The sequence below is a fragment of the Prosthecobacter sp. genome, from assembly GCF_044227185.1.
GTDB lineage: Bacteria > Verrucomicrobiota > Verrucomicrobiia > Verrucomicrobiales > Verrucomicrobiaceae > Prosthecobacter.
In genome coordinates, this window is the sequence record NZ_JBGAFO010000001.1 from 341,394 (window position 1) to 357,886 (window position 16,493).

The 16,493-nt window shown below is 63.0% G+C and carries 15 protein-coding genes; 4 read left to right on the forward strand and 11 right to left on the reverse strand.

The genetic code is table 11. The annotated features are described in order from the left end of the window. Window positions 1–14 precede the first annotated feature (14 nt). Together ACILSQ_RS01365 and ACILSQ_RS01370 are read left to right on the forward strand one after the other, a co-directional pair. Complete coding sequence (locus ACILSQ_RS01365) at window positions 15–1,364, forward strand: sulfatase (RefSeq protein ID WP_395741773.1); 1,350 nt, start codon at window positions 15–17, stop codon at window positions 1,362–1,364. Window positions 1,365–1,417: 53 nt separating this feature from the next. Further along, entirely contained in the window at window positions 1,418–2,602 is a 1,185-nt protein-coding gene (locus ACILSQ_RS01370) for a DUF1080 domain-containing protein (RefSeq protein ID WP_395741774.1), read from the forward strand. Between the two features lie 25 nt (window positions 2,603–2,627). Here ACILSQ_RS01370 and ACILSQ_RS01375 read toward each other — a convergent pair whose 3' ends face one another. From ACILSQ_RS01375 to ACILSQ_RS01425, 11 genes are all read right to left on the reverse strand, one after another. Beyond that, entirely contained in the window at window positions 2,628–3,782 is a 1,155-nt protein-coding gene (locus ACILSQ_RS01375) for a hypothetical protein (RefSeq protein WP_395741775.1), read from the reverse strand. Next, complete coding sequence (locus ACILSQ_RS01380) at window positions 3,779–4,273, reverse strand: hypothetical protein (protein WP_395741776.1); 495 nt, start codon at window positions 4,271–4,273, stop codon at window positions 3,779–3,781. Before ACILSQ_RS01380 ends, ACILSQ_RS01375 begins: the two co-directional genes overlap by 4 nt. A gap of 205 nt (window positions 4,274–4,478) precedes the next feature. Next, on the reverse strand, window positions 4,479–5,417 hold the full coding sequence (locus tag ACILSQ_RS01385) for an ROK family protein (RefSeq protein WP_395741777.1): 939 nt from the start codon (window positions 5,415–5,417) through the stop codon (window positions 4,479–4,481). 456 nt (window positions 5,418–5,873) lie between these two features. Next, window positions 5,874–6,074 (reverse strand): hypothetical protein, encoded by a 201-nt coding sequence (locus ACILSQ_RS01390; protein ID WP_395741778.1) that lies wholly within the window; start codon window positions 6,072–6,074, stop codon window positions 5,874–5,876. Window positions 6,075–6,105: 31 nt separating this feature from the next. Then, on the reverse strand, window positions 6,106–6,840 hold the full coding sequence (locus ACILSQ_RS01395) for a type III pantothenate kinase (protein WP_395741779.1): 735 nt from the start codon (window positions 6,838–6,840) through the stop codon (window positions 6,106–6,108). Next, on the reverse strand, window positions 6,837–7,571 hold the full coding sequence (locus ACILSQ_RS01400; RefSeq protein ID WP_395741780.1) for a hypothetical protein: 735 nt from the start codon (window positions 7,569–7,571) through the stop codon (window positions 6,837–6,839). The genes ACILSQ_RS01395 and ACILSQ_RS01400 overlap by 4 nt, the downstream gene beginning before the upstream one ends. Window positions 7,572–7,823: 252 nt before the next feature. After that, window positions 7,824–8,615 (reverse strand): phosphate ABC transporter ATP-binding protein PstB, encoded by a 792-nt coding sequence (pstB, locus tag ACILSQ_RS01405; RefSeq protein ID WP_395741781.1) that lies wholly within the window; start codon window positions 8,613–8,615, stop codon window positions 7,824–7,826. Between the two features lies 1 nt (window position 8,616). After that, the gene (pstB, locus tag ACILSQ_RS01410; RefSeq protein ID WP_395741782.1) at window positions 8,617–9,405 is read right to left on the reverse strand and encodes a phosphate ABC transporter ATP-binding protein PstB; all 789 of its coding nucleotides are present in this window, start codon (window positions 9,403–9,405) and stop codon (window positions 8,617–8,619) included. Between the two features lie 16 nt (window positions 9,406–9,421). Beyond that, entirely contained in the window at window positions 9,422–10,603 is a 1,182-nt protein-coding gene (pstA, locus tag ACILSQ_RS01415; protein WP_395741783.1) for a phosphate ABC transporter permease PstA, read from the reverse strand. Further along, on the reverse strand, window positions 10,600–12,534 hold the full coding sequence (gene pstC, locus ACILSQ_RS01420) for a phosphate ABC transporter permease subunit PstC (protein WP_395741784.1): 1,935 nt from the start codon (window positions 12,532–12,534) through the stop codon (window positions 10,600–10,602). The genes pstA and pstC overlap by 4 nt, the downstream gene beginning before the upstream one ends. Window positions 12,535–12,626: 92 nt before the next feature. Then, complete coding sequence (locus ACILSQ_RS01425; RefSeq protein WP_395741785.1) at window positions 12,627–13,442, reverse strand: PstS family phosphate ABC transporter substrate-binding protein; 816 nt, start codon at window positions 13,440–13,442, stop codon at window positions 12,627–12,629. Between the two features lie 275 nt (window positions 13,443–13,717). Here ACILSQ_RS01425 and ACILSQ_RS01430 point away from each other — a divergent pair, with 275 nt between their 5' ends. Then, the gene (locus tag ACILSQ_RS01430; RefSeq protein WP_395741786.1) at window positions 13,718–15,385 is read left to right on the forward strand and encodes a porin; all 1,668 of its coding nucleotides are present in this window, start codon (window positions 13,718–13,720) and stop codon (window positions 15,383–15,385) included. A 157-nt stretch (window positions 15,386–15,542) separates the two neighbouring features. Beyond that, window positions 15,543–16,367, forward strand: a complete 825-nt coding sequence (locus ACILSQ_RS01435; protein ID WP_395741787.1) for a hypothetical protein — start codon at window positions 15,543–15,545, stop codon at window positions 16,365–16,367. Window positions 16,368–16,493: the final 126 nt, after the last annotated feature.

Below are 16,493 nucleotides of genomic sequence, written 5' to 3' on the forward strand. Positions count from 1 at the left end.
GTATATAGGCGGCCATGCGCACATTTTTTTTGCTTTTCCTCCTCCTCTGCCCTGCCCTCCTCGCCGCGCAGCCTCCCAACATCGTCTTCATCCTCGCCGATGACTTCGGTTATGGCGATCTCGGCTGCATGGGCGGCAGGGACATCGCCACGCCGAACATCGACCGCCTCGCCGCCGAGGGCGTGAAGTTCACCGACTTCTACGCCAATGCGCCCGTCTGCACCCCCACCCGCGCCGGATTCATCACCGGCCGCTGGCAGCAGCGCTGCGGCATTGAGTTCGCCTTCGGCTATCAGGTGGAGCAGTTCCGCCGCATGAAGGGCGAATGGGTCCCTGAGCCCGACATCCACGGCCTCGGCCTCCCGCTCGGAGAAACCACCATCGCCCAGCGCCTCAAGTCCGCGCATTACGCCACCGGTGCCTTCGGCAAATGGCACCTGGGCTACAAAGACGAATACAACCCCACCAGGCGCGGCTTTGACGAATACTTCGGCGAACTCCTCGGCCATGCCGACTACTACAAGCACACCTACTACGACGGCACCTACGCCCTCCGCGACGGCATGGAACCGGTAAAACGCGAAGGCTACTTCACCGACCTCATCAACGAGCGTGCCGTCAAATTCATCCGCGACCACAAATCCGGCCCCTTCTTCCTCTATGTCCCGCACCTGGCCGTCCATTCGCCCTTTGAAGCACCCGATGCTCCGGACACCCCCATGGTGACCAAAGAAAGCATGCTCAAAGGCAGCCGCGCCATCTACAAGGCCATGGTGGAACGCATGGACAAGGGCGTGGGCATGATTCTTGCCGAATTAGACACACAAGTCCTCACCGAAAACACCCTCGTCGTCTTCTCCAGCGACAATGGCGGCGAGCGTTTCAGCCGCAATCTCCCCCTCTTCCACCACAAGGCCACCGTGTGGGAAGGCGGCATCCGCGTCCCCTGCCTCATGCGCTGGCCCGGCAAACTGCCGAAGGGAAAAGTCACCTCCCAGATGGCCATCACCATGGACCTCCACGCCACCTTCCTCGCCGCCGCCGGCGTCACCGAGCCCGCACCTAAACCATTGGATGGCATCAACTTACTGCCTCTCCTCACCGGAGATTCCAAGCCCGTCGAACGCACCTTCTACTGGCGCATCGACCGCTCCAACCGCAAGCAGCGCGCCATACGCCAGGGCCCCTGGAAATACATCAACGACGGCAACACCATGGACCTCCTCTTCAATCTCGACGACGACATCAGCGAACGCACCGACCTCGGCTACCAGCACCCCGACATCCTCGCCGACCTCAAATCCAAACTGAAAACCTGGGAAGCCGAGATTGATGCCACCGAGCGGGAGATCTGGGTGAAGTGAGTCTGTGAATCCCCGTTTGCTCCGCGCGTCTTCCTTTTTACCTCTCCACCATTATGAACCGACCCACGCTTCACACTCTCGCCCTGTCTCTGCTCTCCACCGCCGCGCTGGCTGATGGCGCGTTTTATGGCGATCCGCCGGATGCCACGCATCCGTGGGCGATTCATGACATGAACCGTCCGCAGCCCGTGCGCGTGGAGCCGGGCACTTTCAGCTCGCAGGAAAAGCCAGGCACGCCGCCTTCGGATGCGGTGATTCTTTTCAGCGGCAAGCCGGAGGAGATCGAAAAATGGCAGGCGGACAAAACGCCGGCGCAGCCGACCAAGTGGGAAGTGAAGGACGGCGTGCTGCAGTGCGTGCCGGGCAGCGGCTATGTGCGCACGAAAGAAGAGTTCTCCGACTGCCAGCTCCACATCGAATGGAGCGCTCCTTCCAAAGTGGAAGGCAACAGCCAGGGCCGTGGCAACAGCGGCGTCTTCCTCATGGGCCAGGTGGAGGTGCAGGTGCTGGATAATTACAACAACCCCAGCTACCCCGATGGCATGGCTTCGTCCATCTACGGCATCAATCCGCCGATGGCGAATCCGCTGCGCGCACCGGGTGAATGGCAGGTGTATGACATCGTCTTCCGCCGCCCGATCTTCAAAGACGGCAAGGAGCTGGACCCGGGCTACATCACCGTCTTTGTGAACGGCGTGCTGACGCAGGACCACACGCCGCTGGAAGGTGGTGGCGGGCACATGAAGCGCTCCACTCCGCGCGCCTTCCCTGACAAAGGGCCGCTCAAGCTGCAGGACCACGGCAACCCCGTGCGCTACCGCAACATCTGGTACCGCCCGCTGCCGAAGCGCGCCATCGACGGGGGTGAAGCCAGCCGCATGAGTGAAGAGGCCACGGCGGCGAAGCGTGCGGAGATTGCCAAGAGCATCCGTGACGCCGCCGTGAAGATGGAAGGACGTGAGAAGATGCTGCACCTCTTTGAGTCCCTCTGCTATGAGGACAACGCGGACGCACGGAAGTCCGCCCTCGCTGCCCTCAGCGATTTCACCAGCGCGGTGAAGGAAGTCCCTGCGGACAAGATCGACACGAAGAAAAATGAGATCCTCCAGGTGGCCAAGGCGCTGCGCTACCTGACCAAGTTCAAAATCGTGCCGGAAAACATCGACTCAAAGAAGGACCTGGAAGCCATCATCAAGGTGGAGGAATGGGAGCCCAAGCCACAGGCGAAGAAGAAGTGAGCCGGGCGGGGCAGGAATGCCCCGACTACTTGCCAAAGTACACCGCGTAGTAAGCGGTGCCTTCCATCTCCTCCACGCGCATGCGGCGGTTCCGCGCCTGCTCGCCCCAGCTTTCGGTGAAGATGACTTCACGTTTGTCGGCGCGGTAGCCATTGACGATGGAGGCGTGGGTGAAGGGGCTTTTCTTGGGCCAGGATTTGTGGTCCTCCATGCTGGCGGGCGGCAGCTCGGCCTTCTCGCCTCGCGCAATGCGTGCGGAGTAGGCGGAGTGGATGTAGTCGCGCTCCTCCGACCACCAGCGGAAGACGACCACAGGCATGCCTTGATCAATGCTCGCCTTCATCTTCGTGGCATCAAATTTCGGTGAGCGCTGCGCCTTCACGCCGGCCTCCTGCGCCACATTGCCAAAGAGTTCGCGGATGTCGGACTTGGTTTCGATGCCGTATTGAAAACCGCTGAGCACGGCGTACTCCTCCGCGCCAGGCTGCAGGCCCAGCATGCCGCCCACCATGGCCAGGATGGCGACACCGCAGTAGCCGCGGTTTCCCTGCGGCACCATGGGCACCACGGGCAGACGCCGCTCCGTGCTGCCCGCGGGGGCTTTGGCAGGGGCGATGGTCACGGGGATGCGCAGGGTGCGCGCATCGGCCTCGCTGCGAAAGAAATCGACCATGAGGAGCTGGTGTTCATAGCTGATGAGGCGGGCCGTGCCCTCCGGCAGTTTGAAGAGCCGCGATTGCAGATTCATCCCGCTGCGTTTGCCCAGAGTCCATTCCTCACCGGTTCCGGCACCGAGCTTCTTCAAACCTGCGAGCACAGCCTCCTGGCGCTCGCTGAATTCTTTGTCGAAGCGCTCTTTGCCCTGCTCAAAGGTTTCGCTCTTCGGCAGATTCGAGTTTTCGTAGCCAAAGAAACTCCCGGCATCGAAAATGACTGCACTGATGGAGTGCACAGCACCGTTCACAAAGCGTGCATTGACTGCCATGGGCTGCGTGCCGAGCAGTTCAAGGCGGCCTTTCGCGGCCACGCGGGAGATGCCCGCAGCCTCCACGGTGGGTGCTGGAAAGAGGGCGGCAAACTCAGCGTCCTGCCAGTGCGAGGATTCGATGAGCAACCGGTCCTGTCCTCGTGCAGCGGCGCTGAGGAGAAGGACACAGAGCAAGAGTCTGCGCAGGTTCATGAGTTCACGCGGGTGAGACGCAGGCTGACCAGGTTTTTCTCCTGGTGCAGTTTCACGATGAGGTCTTTGCCGGTGTTCACCTTTTCGTTGAATTCCGTCGTCCAGGTGGTGTTGCCCTGATACACGCCGATGCTGGTGGTGAGCCGTTTGACGAGCGCGGGAACGCCGCCGTCCTGCTTCGCGGGGTTGAACTCCACAATGACGGCGACGATGACGCCGCGCTCATTGCGCTCCACCATCGCGCGGGTGGCGGGAACGCCGAAGACGTTGCCGGCGGTCGCGGTTTGCTTGGTGTTGGGACTGCCCTGGACGTCCGCCCAGGTGCCGGGCAGCAGCGCGGCCTCCGACCAGTGAGACTCGATGCTGAACCACTGCTCCAGCGTGGTGCCTTCTTCGTCCTTGCCGATGTTGAAAAAGCCGCCGCCCTGGGGCAGCGACCAGGCGCTCAAGCCGCAGAGGCATACACCTGCGATGATGAGGAGTCGTTTCATGGCATGCTTATACCAGAAACGGGCACTGGAGGTCAATTCTACCGTTTTGGGGGGACCGTCAATCTTCCTCCTCCTCTTAATCATACTCCTCCTCCCTTCGTTCGGCTTCTTGCATCCGCGGCGACCTCCCCCCGCACTCCAGAACCGGGAGGAAGAGGAGGAGTAAGAGGAAGAGAAGGATTCCGATCCGCCGGTGTGGCAGCTTTTACACCGCGTCAGCCGCCAGCGCGGCGTTGCCGATGATGCCGGCTTCGTTGCTGAAGCGGGCGGGCAGGATCTGCAGGCGCTCCCAGACGACGGTGCTCAGCATGCTCTGCACCTTGTTCTTCAGGGGGGTGAAGATGAGCTCTCCGGCCTGGGCTACGCCGCCGCCGATGACGAAGGCGTCCGGATTGAGCAGCCAGGCGATGCTGGAAATGGCGGTGCCGAGCCAGTCGGCCACTTCGCCCCAGATCTGGCGCGCGATGTCGTCGCCGGCCTGTGCGGCGTCAGCGATCTTCTTGGGCGTGCAGTCGGCGATGTCTTTTTCGATGCCCGCCTCGGAGTAGCGCAGCACGGCGTGCTCGGCGATCTGCTGGTTTCCCGTGTATTTCTCCAGGGCGCCCAGGTTGCCGTAGTGGCCGGGCTTGCCGTCATAATCGATGCTCATCTGGCCGATCTCGCCGGCCACAAAGCCGCTGCCGCGGAACATCTTGCCATCGAGCACGAGGCCGCCGCCAATGCCCGTGCCCATGGTGAGGCCGATGACGTTTTTCAGGCCGCGTGCCGCGCCGTGGCGGAACTCGGCGTAGGTCATGGCGTTGGCGTCGTTTTCGACGAGGACGGGAAGGCCGGTCTTTTCGCCGAGGATGGTCTTGAGGGGGACATGCTTCCAGCCGGGGACGTTGGTGAGCTCATGCACAAAGCCGTGATCGAAATCCACGAGGCCGGGAACACCGACACCGATGGCGCAGATGGCGGGGTAGGTCTGCCGAAGTTTGGCAACGCGTGCGGCCATCTCGCCAATGAGCGCGGCGGGGCCGTGAAACTGTGTGGTGGGGATGGGTTCGTCGGTGACGAGGAGTTCATCGCCACGACACACACCGAGCTTCACGGAGGTGCCGCCGAAGTCGATGCCGATGGAAGTTTTATCTGTTTCAGCCATAACGCGTTCCCGCCGTCAAAGCGGGGCGCGGAGATTCCCATTAAATGTGGGGGACGCAAGGGGGAATGCAGGGGGGGGAGGCGGCGCACAGGGCTTACGCACGAAGCGTTTAGCCACGGGAGGGAGACGCCGGATGGAGGACAAAAAGGACAGAAAGGAGCGAGCTCTGTAACAGGCAGGTTTTTTGCCGGGGTTCATGCGTAAGCCCTGCCGGCATGGCGGAGGGATGTGACTTCCCACCTGGCGGACGGTGCGCGAATACCCAGGCGTTGAAATAGTTGAAACTGTTGAAATGCTTTCCGAGGCACGATGTTCCGGTCCTTTCGCCAGCATGAAATGGCCCCTCACCCGACCTTTGACTTCGTCTATCTCCGCTGCGCTCCGGTTCCCCGAAGCAAAACACAAAGCTGCACCACCCTCGACGGGGAGAGGGGATTCGCTTTTGCCCTCGCGACGTTATGAGCCAGCAGGGCTGTCTGCCGGAAGCGTCTCCAAACGCCCTCTGCGGCGATCTTCATCGAAAGCGGAGTCCAAGGTCGCAGTGACCCGGTCCAGCTCCAGTTGCAAAGCCACGCGATGCAGCACTTCCAAATCATCTGGAGGCATACGATCCACTTCTTCATGCAGAAGCGGACGCAGGTCGGCGGGAAAAGGCATGATGAGAAAGTACGCTGAAGCACCTAACCCGTCAACCATGCAGGTTCCCCACCAAACGCAGTCCGTGCAAGGTCAGATCCGGGTCGGTGGGGATGTCCTCTCCCATGCCGGAGATGATCCATTCGGCGTCTCCGCCGGTGGCGACGACGTGGGCGTCTTTGCTGCCGAGCTCCTTTTTGAGAGCTTCCAGGATGCCCTTCACCATGCCACGGTAGCCGATGGCGGCGCCGGCGAGGATGGCTCCCTCGGTGGACTGGCCGATGGCGGTCTCGGGCTCACGCAGATCCACGCTGGGCAGCAGGGCGGTGCGCTCGTGGAGGTAGTCGGTCATGAGGCGCAGGCCGGGGGCGATGACGCCGCCGATGTAGCATTTGTCGGCGGAGAGGATGTCGAAGGTCACGGCGGTGCCGAAGTCGATGACGATACCAGGCGCGCCGTGCATGTGGGCAAGGGCGACGGCATTGGCCAGGCGGTCGGCGCCGATGGTTTCGGGCCTGGGGTAGCGAATGCCGATGCCGAGGGGGGCGTCGTAGCGCAGCTCGATGAGCTGGCTGCCGAAGACCTCGCGGAAGGCGGGGACGACTTTCGGCACCACGCTGCAGATCACGGCGCTTTCAAACTGCCAGCCGCGCGTGACTTCGCGCACGGCGGCGGGGGAGAGCTCTCGCGTGGCGTGCTCGCGGCGGTCCAGAATGGTGTCGCTCGTGGCGAGCCCAAATTTCGTGCGTCCGTTACCAACGTCGATGAGCAACTGCCGCCTGCTCATGGCTTGGCGGAGGCAGCCTCCTTTTTGGGTTCTTCCTTCTTCTCCTTGTCCTTGTCTTCGGGCTTGGGGGCTTCGCCGAAAGTGTGCACATCGAGCATGCCTTCAGGAGCGCCTTTCGGCTCCGCGGGCTTGGGGCGGATGGGGTCGCCTTCCACCACGAGGGCCTTGGGCGGGTCCTTCACGTACTTCACGCATTGAAAGAGGAGGTTGTAGTTGTGGCGCAGCGCGGCGGGGTAGGCGATGCGGCCGGGCTCGGTGACGTTTTCACGCAGCAGCTTGCCAGCGAGGCTGGCGAAGACATTGCTGCCGAGCTTGGCGGCCTTTTCAGCGGTGCCGCCTGCAAGATCTCCCGCGGCCTTGGCGGCGGAGCTGCCGCCGCTGCGAAACATCTCGCTGCTGATTTTGCGCGCCTGGATGGAGATGGCCGCCTGGGAGGAAAGCAGGGTGCCGTCCGGCGCGAAGCTCATTTCCAGGCTGGCGTGGTCGTCCGAGGAGAACATGCCGCGCAGGTGGTCCACACGCACGGAGATGAACACGCCGCCGTCGGGCGCGGTGGTGACCTCGGGCTTGTAGGTGCGGTAATCGACCTCGGAGAATTTGTATTCGGCGGCCTTGCGTTTCTCCTTCTTCCAACCACCGAGGCTTTCGCCGAATTTTTCAATGTCCACCTCCACGCCGGCGCTGGCGACGCTGGCGGTGAGAAGGAGCAGGGCGAGGGGGCGGAGGTTCATAGCGGCGCGCACAATGCTGCAAGAAACGATTTTTTCAACCTTGGGGTGGAAGGTGGGGCCGCAAAGCGGGCTGTGGAGCGCGGGCCTCCGAGCCCGCAGCGCCCCGCGTCCATGGAAGACTCCGCATTTCCTCATTCCACGCGCCTCCTTTTTGCCGTGCATAGGCCAAGGTGTCTGCGGCATTGGCTCTGGTTGAACGAGCGTCCAGCGCATGCGACCTGCTGCGGGCTCGGAGGCCCGCGCTCCACTGGCTCACGTCAGGCGCCCGGTGATGTAGGCCTCGGTCTGCTCGTGGGCGGGCTTGTTGAAGATGGTCATGGTCTCGTCTTCCTCGATGAGGCGGCCCTTGTAGAAGAAGGCGGTGCGGTCGGCGATGCGCTTGGCCTGCTCCATGTTGTGGGTGACGATGATAAACGTGTACTGGCCGCGGAGCTGGTGGATGAGCTCCTCAATGCGCGCGGTGGCGATGGGATCGAGCGCGGCGCAGGGCTCGTCCATGAGAAGGATGCGCGGCTGCAGGGCGATGGCGCGGGCGATGCAGAGGCGCTGCTGCTGGCCGCCGGAGAGGCCGGTGGCGACTTCGTGGAGGCGGTCCTTCACCTCATCCCAAAGCGCGGCGGCCTTGAGGCTGCGCTCGGCGGCTTCTTCGAGGTCGTGGCGGTCCTTGATGCCGGCCACGCGCAGGCCGTACACGGCGTTTTCAAAGATGGAGCGCGGGAAGGGATTGTACTTCTGGAAGACCATGCCCACGTTGCGGCGCAGGTTGATGACATCGACATCCGGGGCGTAGAGATCGACGCCGTCGATCCTGATCCTGCCGCTGACGACGCGGGCGGATTCCACGAGGTCGTTGATGCGGTTGATGGAGCGCAGCAGGGTGCTCTTGCCGCAGCCGGAGGGGCCGATGAGGGCGGTCACGTCCTCGCTACGCATGTTGAGGTCCACGTCAAAGAGCACCTGGTTGTCGCCGTAGGCATAGTTGAACTTCTCCACCTGGATGAGCGGCTCTGCGGCATTCACGGGGGCTGGATTTTCGGCGGCCATGTCAGCTAAAAGTACCCCGCAAATACGACTCCGTCAGTCTTTCGCGCGGATTGGTGAAGAGCTCCTCCGTGGGGGCAAACTCCACCAGCCTGCCCAGATGCAGAAAGGCGGTGTAGTCCGAGACGCGCACGGCCTGCTGCATGTTGTGGGTGACGATGACGACGGTGAACTCCCTGGCGAGCTGGTGCATGAGCTCCTCGATCTTGAGCGTGGAGATGGGGTCCAGCGCGGAGCAGGGCTCATCCATGAGCAGCACGTCCGGCACGGTGGCGATGGCGCGGGCGATGCAGAGACGCTGCTGCTGGCCGCCGGAGAGCGCGAGCGCGTTGGCGTGCAGGCGGTCCTTCAGTTCGTCCCACAGTGCGGCGTGGGTGAGGGAACGCTCCACGGCTTCATCCAGCACGCTTTTGTTTTTCTCGCCATGGATGCGCAGGCCGTAGGCGACGTTTTCGTAGATGCTCTTGGGGAAGGGATTCGATTTTTGGAAGACCATGCCCACCTGCTTGCGGAGCTGGGTGAGATCCACGTCATCATCGTGAATGTTCTTCCCTTTCACGAGCACCTCGCCCTTCGTCACGCGCGCACCCGTCACGCGGTCGTTCATACGGTTGATGCAGCGCAGCAGCGTGCTTTTGCCGCAGCCGGAGGGGCCGATGAGGGCGGTGACGCGATGATACTCCACCGCGAGATTGATGTCGTACAAAGCCTTGCTGGCACCGTAGCAGAAATCCATGTCACGCACCTGCACGACAGGCGGAGGAGTGGATTTGGCGGCGGGTTCTGCGGACATGAACGGAAGGAAGCAATTACCAGCGGTACTTGGCGCGCAGGCGTTTGCGCAGCATCACGGAACTGGCGGCCAAAGAAGCGACCAGCACGAGGAAGACGAAGACCGAGCCATACTGCGCACGCTCCGCGTACTCGTTCTGCGGTATCTTGGCGGCGAGTGTGTAGATGTGATACGGCAGGGCTTGCACGGACTCGGTGAAGATGCCGAGGAAGCGCTGCACGCTCTGCTCCCAATGCGCGAAGATGGAGGCGTCCGCAGGCAGCGGCGGCAGATCCTTCTGCCAGGGCAGCTTGTCCTTGAAGGCCAGCGCGGCGGTGAACATGATGGGCGCGGTCTCACCGGCCGCACGGGCGATGCCGAGGATGCTGGAGGTGAGGATGCCGGGCGTGGCAAAGGGCAGCACGCTGTAGCGGATGGTCTGCCAGCGCGTGGCTCCGAGCGCCATGCTCGTTTCCCGGAACCCCTGCGGCACGGCCTGCAGGCACTGCTCGCTGGCGGTGATGATGACGGGCAGGATGACGAAGGCCAGTGTGAAGCCGCCGGAGAGCACGCAGGTGTCCCAGCCTTCAAAGCTCAGCGTGGTGAAGCCCAGCGGGATGGCAAACACGGAGCGCTCCGCCACGACGCTGACGAATTTTGGCGCGGTCAAAACGAAGGCTCCAAGACCGAAGAGACCGAACACGACCGAGGGCACACCAGCGAGATTCAGGATGGCCAGGCGCACCATTTCCAGGAACTTGCCGTGCTTGGCGTACTCGCTGAGGTAGATGGCGCAGGCCACGCCGAGGAAAAGCGCCACGCCCACGCTGACGATGACCAGCAGCGCGGTGCCGACGATGGGGCCGAGGATGCCTCCGCCGGAGTAGGAGATGGTTTTCTCAGCACGGAAGTTGTCGCCGAGCTGCTTCTTCACCGCATCGGCGCCGTTCACGTCTGTCTCGATGTGGTGGCCCTGCTGGTCCTCAATGACGTGCAGGGTGGCGGGCAGCTCGGTGAGGAACTTCGTGTTCACAAAGGGCCACCTGGACTGGAAGGTCACGGGCGCGCCTTTGATGAAGATGTGCAGCATGATGGCCAGCGTGGTGAGCACCACGATGTAGCTGCCCATGCGCAGCGCCCAGCGCGCGGCGGTCTCGCGCTTTTGGATGCCGGAGCTGTCGCCGGCAAAGGGGTTGTCGTTGGAGGGAGAAGGGGTCATGCCTTGTGCGGTTCAAAGCGGCGGGCCACCGTACGGGCGCACCAGTTCACCAGGAGGGAGATGGCAAAGAGCACGATGCCGACCATGAAGAGCGCCTGCCAGTGCGAGCTGCCGCGGGAGACTTCGCCAAGCTCCTGCGCGATGATGCCGGTGAGCGTGTGGGCCGGGTGGAAGATGACACCGGGCCCGGCGCTGAAGTCGGGAATGGCGATGCGATTCCCCGCGACGAGGAGCACCACCATCGTTTCGCCAACGACACGGCCGAGGCCGAGCAGGATGGCGGAGAGGATGCCGGAGATGCCGGCGGGAACGATGACGCGGAAGACGGTCTGCAGCTTGGTGGCGCCGAGCGCGTCCGAGGCATCGATGTAGGCACGCGGGACGTTGTTGAGCGCGTCTTCGGAAAGGCTGAACATGGTGGGCACGGCCATGAAGGCGAGCAGGCACCCCGCGTTGAACATGTTGAGGCGCTCCTGAATGGGGAAGCCGGGCACCCACTGCAGCCAGGGCCATTCACTGACGTCTTTGATGAGGTCTCCCACCAGCGAGATGCCGATGAAGCCGAGCACCACGGAAGGGATGGCCTGGATGAACTCGATGATGGGCTTGATGATTTCCTTCTCGCGGTCGCTGGCGAACTGATTGGTGTAAATGGCGGCCACCACGCTGACGGGCGTGGCGATGAGAATGGCGATGGCGGCGATGACCAGGGAGCCGGTGAGCAGCGGCACGAAACCGTAGAAGTCCTGCCAGGAGCTGTTGGTGATCCACTGCGTGCCGAAGAAGAAGGCGCCGATGACGCTGAAAATGGAGACGGGCTTGTCCCAGCGCCAGCCTTCCAGGGTGGCGGCGGCGGCGCGCATTTCACGCGCGTGCGCGGGGATCTCCGCGCGCACTTCATTCACCAGCTCCCGCGCGGAGGGTGTGCCGGCATCCTGCGGCAGGGCGGCGGCGGCTTTCTCAATGATGGCGGCGTATTTTTCCACCTGCTCACGCAGCTCCGCGGTGCGGGCGGTGATCTCCCTGGTGCTTTCCTCCAGATTGACGGGTTCGGCCACGGACTCCTCCGCCTCCTTGGTGAGGCTGGCCTTCTCCTTGGGGTCGGTCTCCTTGGCGGCGGCCTCCAGCAGGCGCTGGCGGTTGGTTTCCAGCACGTCAAACTCCACGGCTTTTTCCTTGGCCTCCTTCGCCTTCTCCTTCAGCTCGTCCACCACCTCCTGCAGTGCTTCGGGGGCTTCTTCAAACTCCTCCTGGGCCTGCACCAGCGCGGCAAACTTCGCGCGGGCCTCGCGGTCTTTGGCGCTGAATTCCGCTGAAAGCGTCTGCAGCAGCGGCGGCATGTCCGTGTTTTCCGGAGTGAGGGCGGCAAACTCACGCTGCATCTGCTCGCGCTCCGCGGCGGTGAAGAGGGCGGGATAAGCCAGGGAGGCGGCGGCGGTGGTGGCGGCGTCCCGCAGTTCCTTGCGCAGCACTTCGATGTGCTCCGGCGCGGGCGGTGTTTTTTCCAGGGCCTGGGTGAGGGAGTCGCGCGGGCGGGCGGTTTTGTCCTCCACCTGGCGCTTCAGCAGAAAGGCGGCGTCACGGCGGTCACGCGCGGTCTTGCTGAGGGTTTCCAGCGAGGCGCTGACGGCCTGGCGCAGGCTGCTGGAGAGGGCCTGGTTCTGCTGCAGCGGGTGGTCAATGATGTCGCAAAACTCCAGCCCGGCGCGGCGGTAGGTCTGCAGCTCGTGCCTGTAGGTGGGGAGGAAGTCGATGCCCTCCCGCAGCAGGAAGACCATGATGAGCACGAGCACGATGATGGCCACGCTGGCATTGCTGCCGAAGAAATACTTGATCAGCTTCTGGGGGTCGAAGCCGAGGACGGTGTGCTTGCGACTCCTGAGCAGCACGCTGCGCAGCGGCGGTCTGCTGGGCGTCGGAGAACTGTTCATGCAGCGGGGGTCTTGTGGCACCGGGGGCAAAACGAAATCCGGCGGTCGAGACGAGTCTCTTCCGCCGGACTGGGGGGTCGGTCAATCAACAGTTATTTCGCAATACTGAGAGGGACGAAGCCGGCCTTGTTGACGATGGCGTCTCCCGCCGGGCTGAGGCAGAAGTCGATGAAGGCCTTGGTGGTGCCGGTGGGCGAGCCGCTGGTGTAGAGGAAGGTGGGGCGGGAAAGCGGGTAGGACTTCACCGTGGCGGGATTTGGGAAGGCGCCGGCGATGGAGACGACCTTGATGCCCTTGGCGCCGGAGTAGGCGTAGCCGACGTAACCGATGCCGTTGGGGTTGGAGCCCACTTCGGCGGCAATCTGCTCATTCCCGGCCATCTTCTGGCTGTTCCGGCCGTATTCGCGGCCCTTCATGGCCAGGCCGATGAAGTCCTTGTAGGTGCCGGAGGAGGTGTTGCGGGTGTACACGGAGATGGGGCCGGGGGCGCCGCCCACTTCGCTCCAGTCCTTGATGTCGCCAGCGAAGATCTGCAGGAGCTGCTTCTTGGAGAGATCGGCCACGGGGTTGTTCTTGTTCACCACCACGGAGATCATGTCCCAGGCGACTTCATATTCGGTGAGGGACACGCCCTTGCTGCGGCAGAGGGTGCGCTCGTCCGCCTTCACCTTGCGGCTGGACATGCCCACTTCGGCGGTGCCGGAGGCGAGATTCGTAAAGGCGGTGGAGGAGCCCTCCGCAGCGATGTCAAAGCTGACCTTGCCGCCCTGCTTTTTGAAAGCTTCGGCGAGCTGGGGCACGAGCTTGGCGCCGAGGGTGTCCGAACCGCGGATGCGCAGGGTGGTCTGGGCCTGAAGCGAGAGTGCCGCGGCAAAGGTGGCGGCGAGGGAAAGGAGGGCGATCTTCATGAGGGGTATCTGGGTGAGGGTTGGTAACGGGCGGATGATTGAAGGGAGGGGGGACTGGGTCAAAATGCACTCTGTGACGAAAGCGTCACATTGAGGGTAAGAAGGCCGCCGTGTTCGCTCAAGCGGCATCTGCGCTGTGAACAACCTGTGTCGGTGACGAAAGCGTCACATTAAGCGTCTGGCAGGCATTTCTGGTTACAGCCATGTGACATTCATCCCTGGGAGCCATTTCAGCCTGGGGAGTTTTTTGTTCAACTCACCTGACACACCCACACATGCGCCTCAAACATTCACGCATTGCCCGCGTCCTGGCTGCTTTTGCCGCCGTCGCCATCGCCCTGCCGCCATCCTTGCCCGTCGCCGCCGGTCCGGCCATGGAAAAGCTCTTCCAGATCATGAAGGCCAAGGGCACGCTGAGCCAGGAGGAGTATGACATGCTGGTGGCCGTCTCCCGTGAGGAGGACAAGGAGAGGGACAAAGCCATCGCGGCAGCGGTGCCTGCGCCCGCACCCGCGTCCACGCCTGCGGGCACCACCCCCGCAGCTCCGGCTCCGGGGGCAGCGGGCCACGCCACGGACACCGCCGCGCTGGAAAAACGCCTGGCGCAGACGGAGAGCAAGGTGGGGCATCTGGAAAACGCTCTGCATCAAACGGGAGACACCTCCCTGGAGAAGCGCCTCTCCCAGACGGAGAGCAAGGTGGGCAACCTGGAGAGCGCCATCACCCACACCACGGGCCAGATCGAAGAGATCGCCAAAATCACCGACAACACCTCCCCCTCCACCATGTCCAGCGCGGAGCTGGACGCCATGCTGGCAGACAAGTGGTATGAACGCCTGAAGCTGAAGGGCTACCTGCAGATGCGCGCGGAGAGCTTGCTGCGTGCCGATGGCGCCCCGCTGTTCGTGGCCAATGACCCGAACGCCGGTTCACAGCCCAGCCTGGGGCTGCGGCGCGCCCGCTTCACCCTGAGCGGTGACATCACCCCCCACATCTACGTCTTCATCCAGCCGGAGTTTTTCTCCAACATCGGCACCACCAGCGGCACGCAGGCCGTGCTGCAGGCGCGAAACTTCTACTCGGACATCTCTCTGGATCCGGCGCGTGAGTTCCGCGTGCGCCTGGGCCTGCAGAAGCTCCCGTATGGCTTCCAGACCCTGCAGTCCTCCCAGAACCGCCTGGCGCTGGAGCGCCCGGAAGCGATCGACTCCGCGGTGGAAAACCAGCATGACATGGGCGCCTTCCTGATGTGGGCCCCCTACAAGATCCGCGAGCGTTTCAAAGACCTGGTCAAGATGGGCCTGCGCGGCACGGGTGACTACGGCCTCATCGCCTTCGGCGCTTATTCCGGCCAGGGCATCAACCGCCCGGACGTGAACGGCATGCCGCACTGGATGGGCCGCATCACCTACCCCTTCGAGTTTGACAACGGCCAGTTTCTTGAGCTCAGCCTGCAGGGTTATGCAGGTCAGTTTGTGCCGACCACGGCCGCCATCGGAGGCATCACGCCCACCGTGGCCAACAGCCGCGGCATTGCCGACCGCCGCGTGGCCGTGTCCGCCATTCTGTATCCCCAGCCGTTTGGCCTGGAAACGGAGTGGAACTGGGGCCAGGGCCCGCAGCTCTCCAGCGACATGCGCACCATCACCTCCGCCAGTCTGAGCGGCGGCTATGTGCAGGCGGTGTACCGCCATGTGTTTGCCAGCCAGCGCGAGTTCATTCCGTTTGTGCGCTGGCAGACCTACAATGGCGGCCGCAAGTTTGCCACCAATGCACCGGTGGACAAGGTGAACGAAGTGGGCTTCGGCTTCCGCTTCATCCCCTACCCCGAGCTGGAGCTCACGGCCATGTTCCTGCACGGCACGCGCACCAACACCAACGTGGCCCCTTACGGCAGCACCTCTTATGACTACCTGGGCCTGCAGGCGCAGGTGAACTTCTAAGCCCCCCATTTTTTTGGTCAGGTTGAGTGCGAGGCCGGATGCATCGGGAATGCATCCGGCCTTCTTCGTTTTCAGGAGGGGGCGGTCGAACGGATGCAGGGTTGCTTTGTCCCAAGTCTTCCCTTACTTTCGATTTTGCTCCAAATTCAGCGGGCTCATGGAAACCATCATCCAGCAGATTCTCTATGTCGCGGCGGCCATTGTTTTTGCCGTCGCCTGCCGGTCGTTTCACAACCGCTTCATTCAGAAGCTGGGCTGGCTCGCCCTGCTGGGGGCCTCCTACCTCATCGGCTATTTCATCTCCGGCACGCATGCGGGCGGCGTGGTGGTGGTGGGCGGCTGGTTCATGGTGCCCTGGCTGGAAATCATCTTCCGCGTACGGCGCCTGCGCTTCCCGATCAAGAGCGAGGTCAAGCACCGCTTCCCCCCCTCCCGCGAGGTGTTCCCGGAGCTCTCCGATCTCAGCAGCGAGGCGGAGGACGACGGCTTTGTGGAAGTCGGAGACACCGGCTGGCAGTTCAGCCAGACGGACTACTTCATGCGTCTGTTTTACCATGCGGAAAAACGCACGCAGGCCGCCATCGCGCTGGCTCAGCAGGGGGACTTTGGCTTTTCCTACGTCAGCCTCACCTCACGCACCGCCGGCGGCATCACCTTCACCACGACGAACTACCCCTTCGCCGCCACGATGAAGTACTCGCCGAAGCAGCGCCTGAACCGCTTCACGCACGCGGTCTCGTTTTCAGACCTGCTGGAGCGCCACGAGTACTTCCTGCAACACGAGGGCGTGCGCCTGGAAGACCTGGCGCTGCAGGACACGGAATACCTGCACGCGTACATCGAGCGCGACATGAGCGTGCAGATCGACCACAACATCACCGCCGGCGTCATCGAGCCCACCGGCAACGGCGAATTCCGCTACTCCTGGCGCGGCTGCATCTTCCTCTACTGGCAGGTGCTGAAGGACATGCTGCGGGTGTGAGCCGGGTGCGATCCTGCTCCTCCTCTTCCTCTTACTCTTACTCTTCCTCCCTGATCAGGGCACGATGAGTGATCTGCCACCGGATGATGGTGGAAAAACTCAAAATCTGGAGGTTCGGAAAATCTT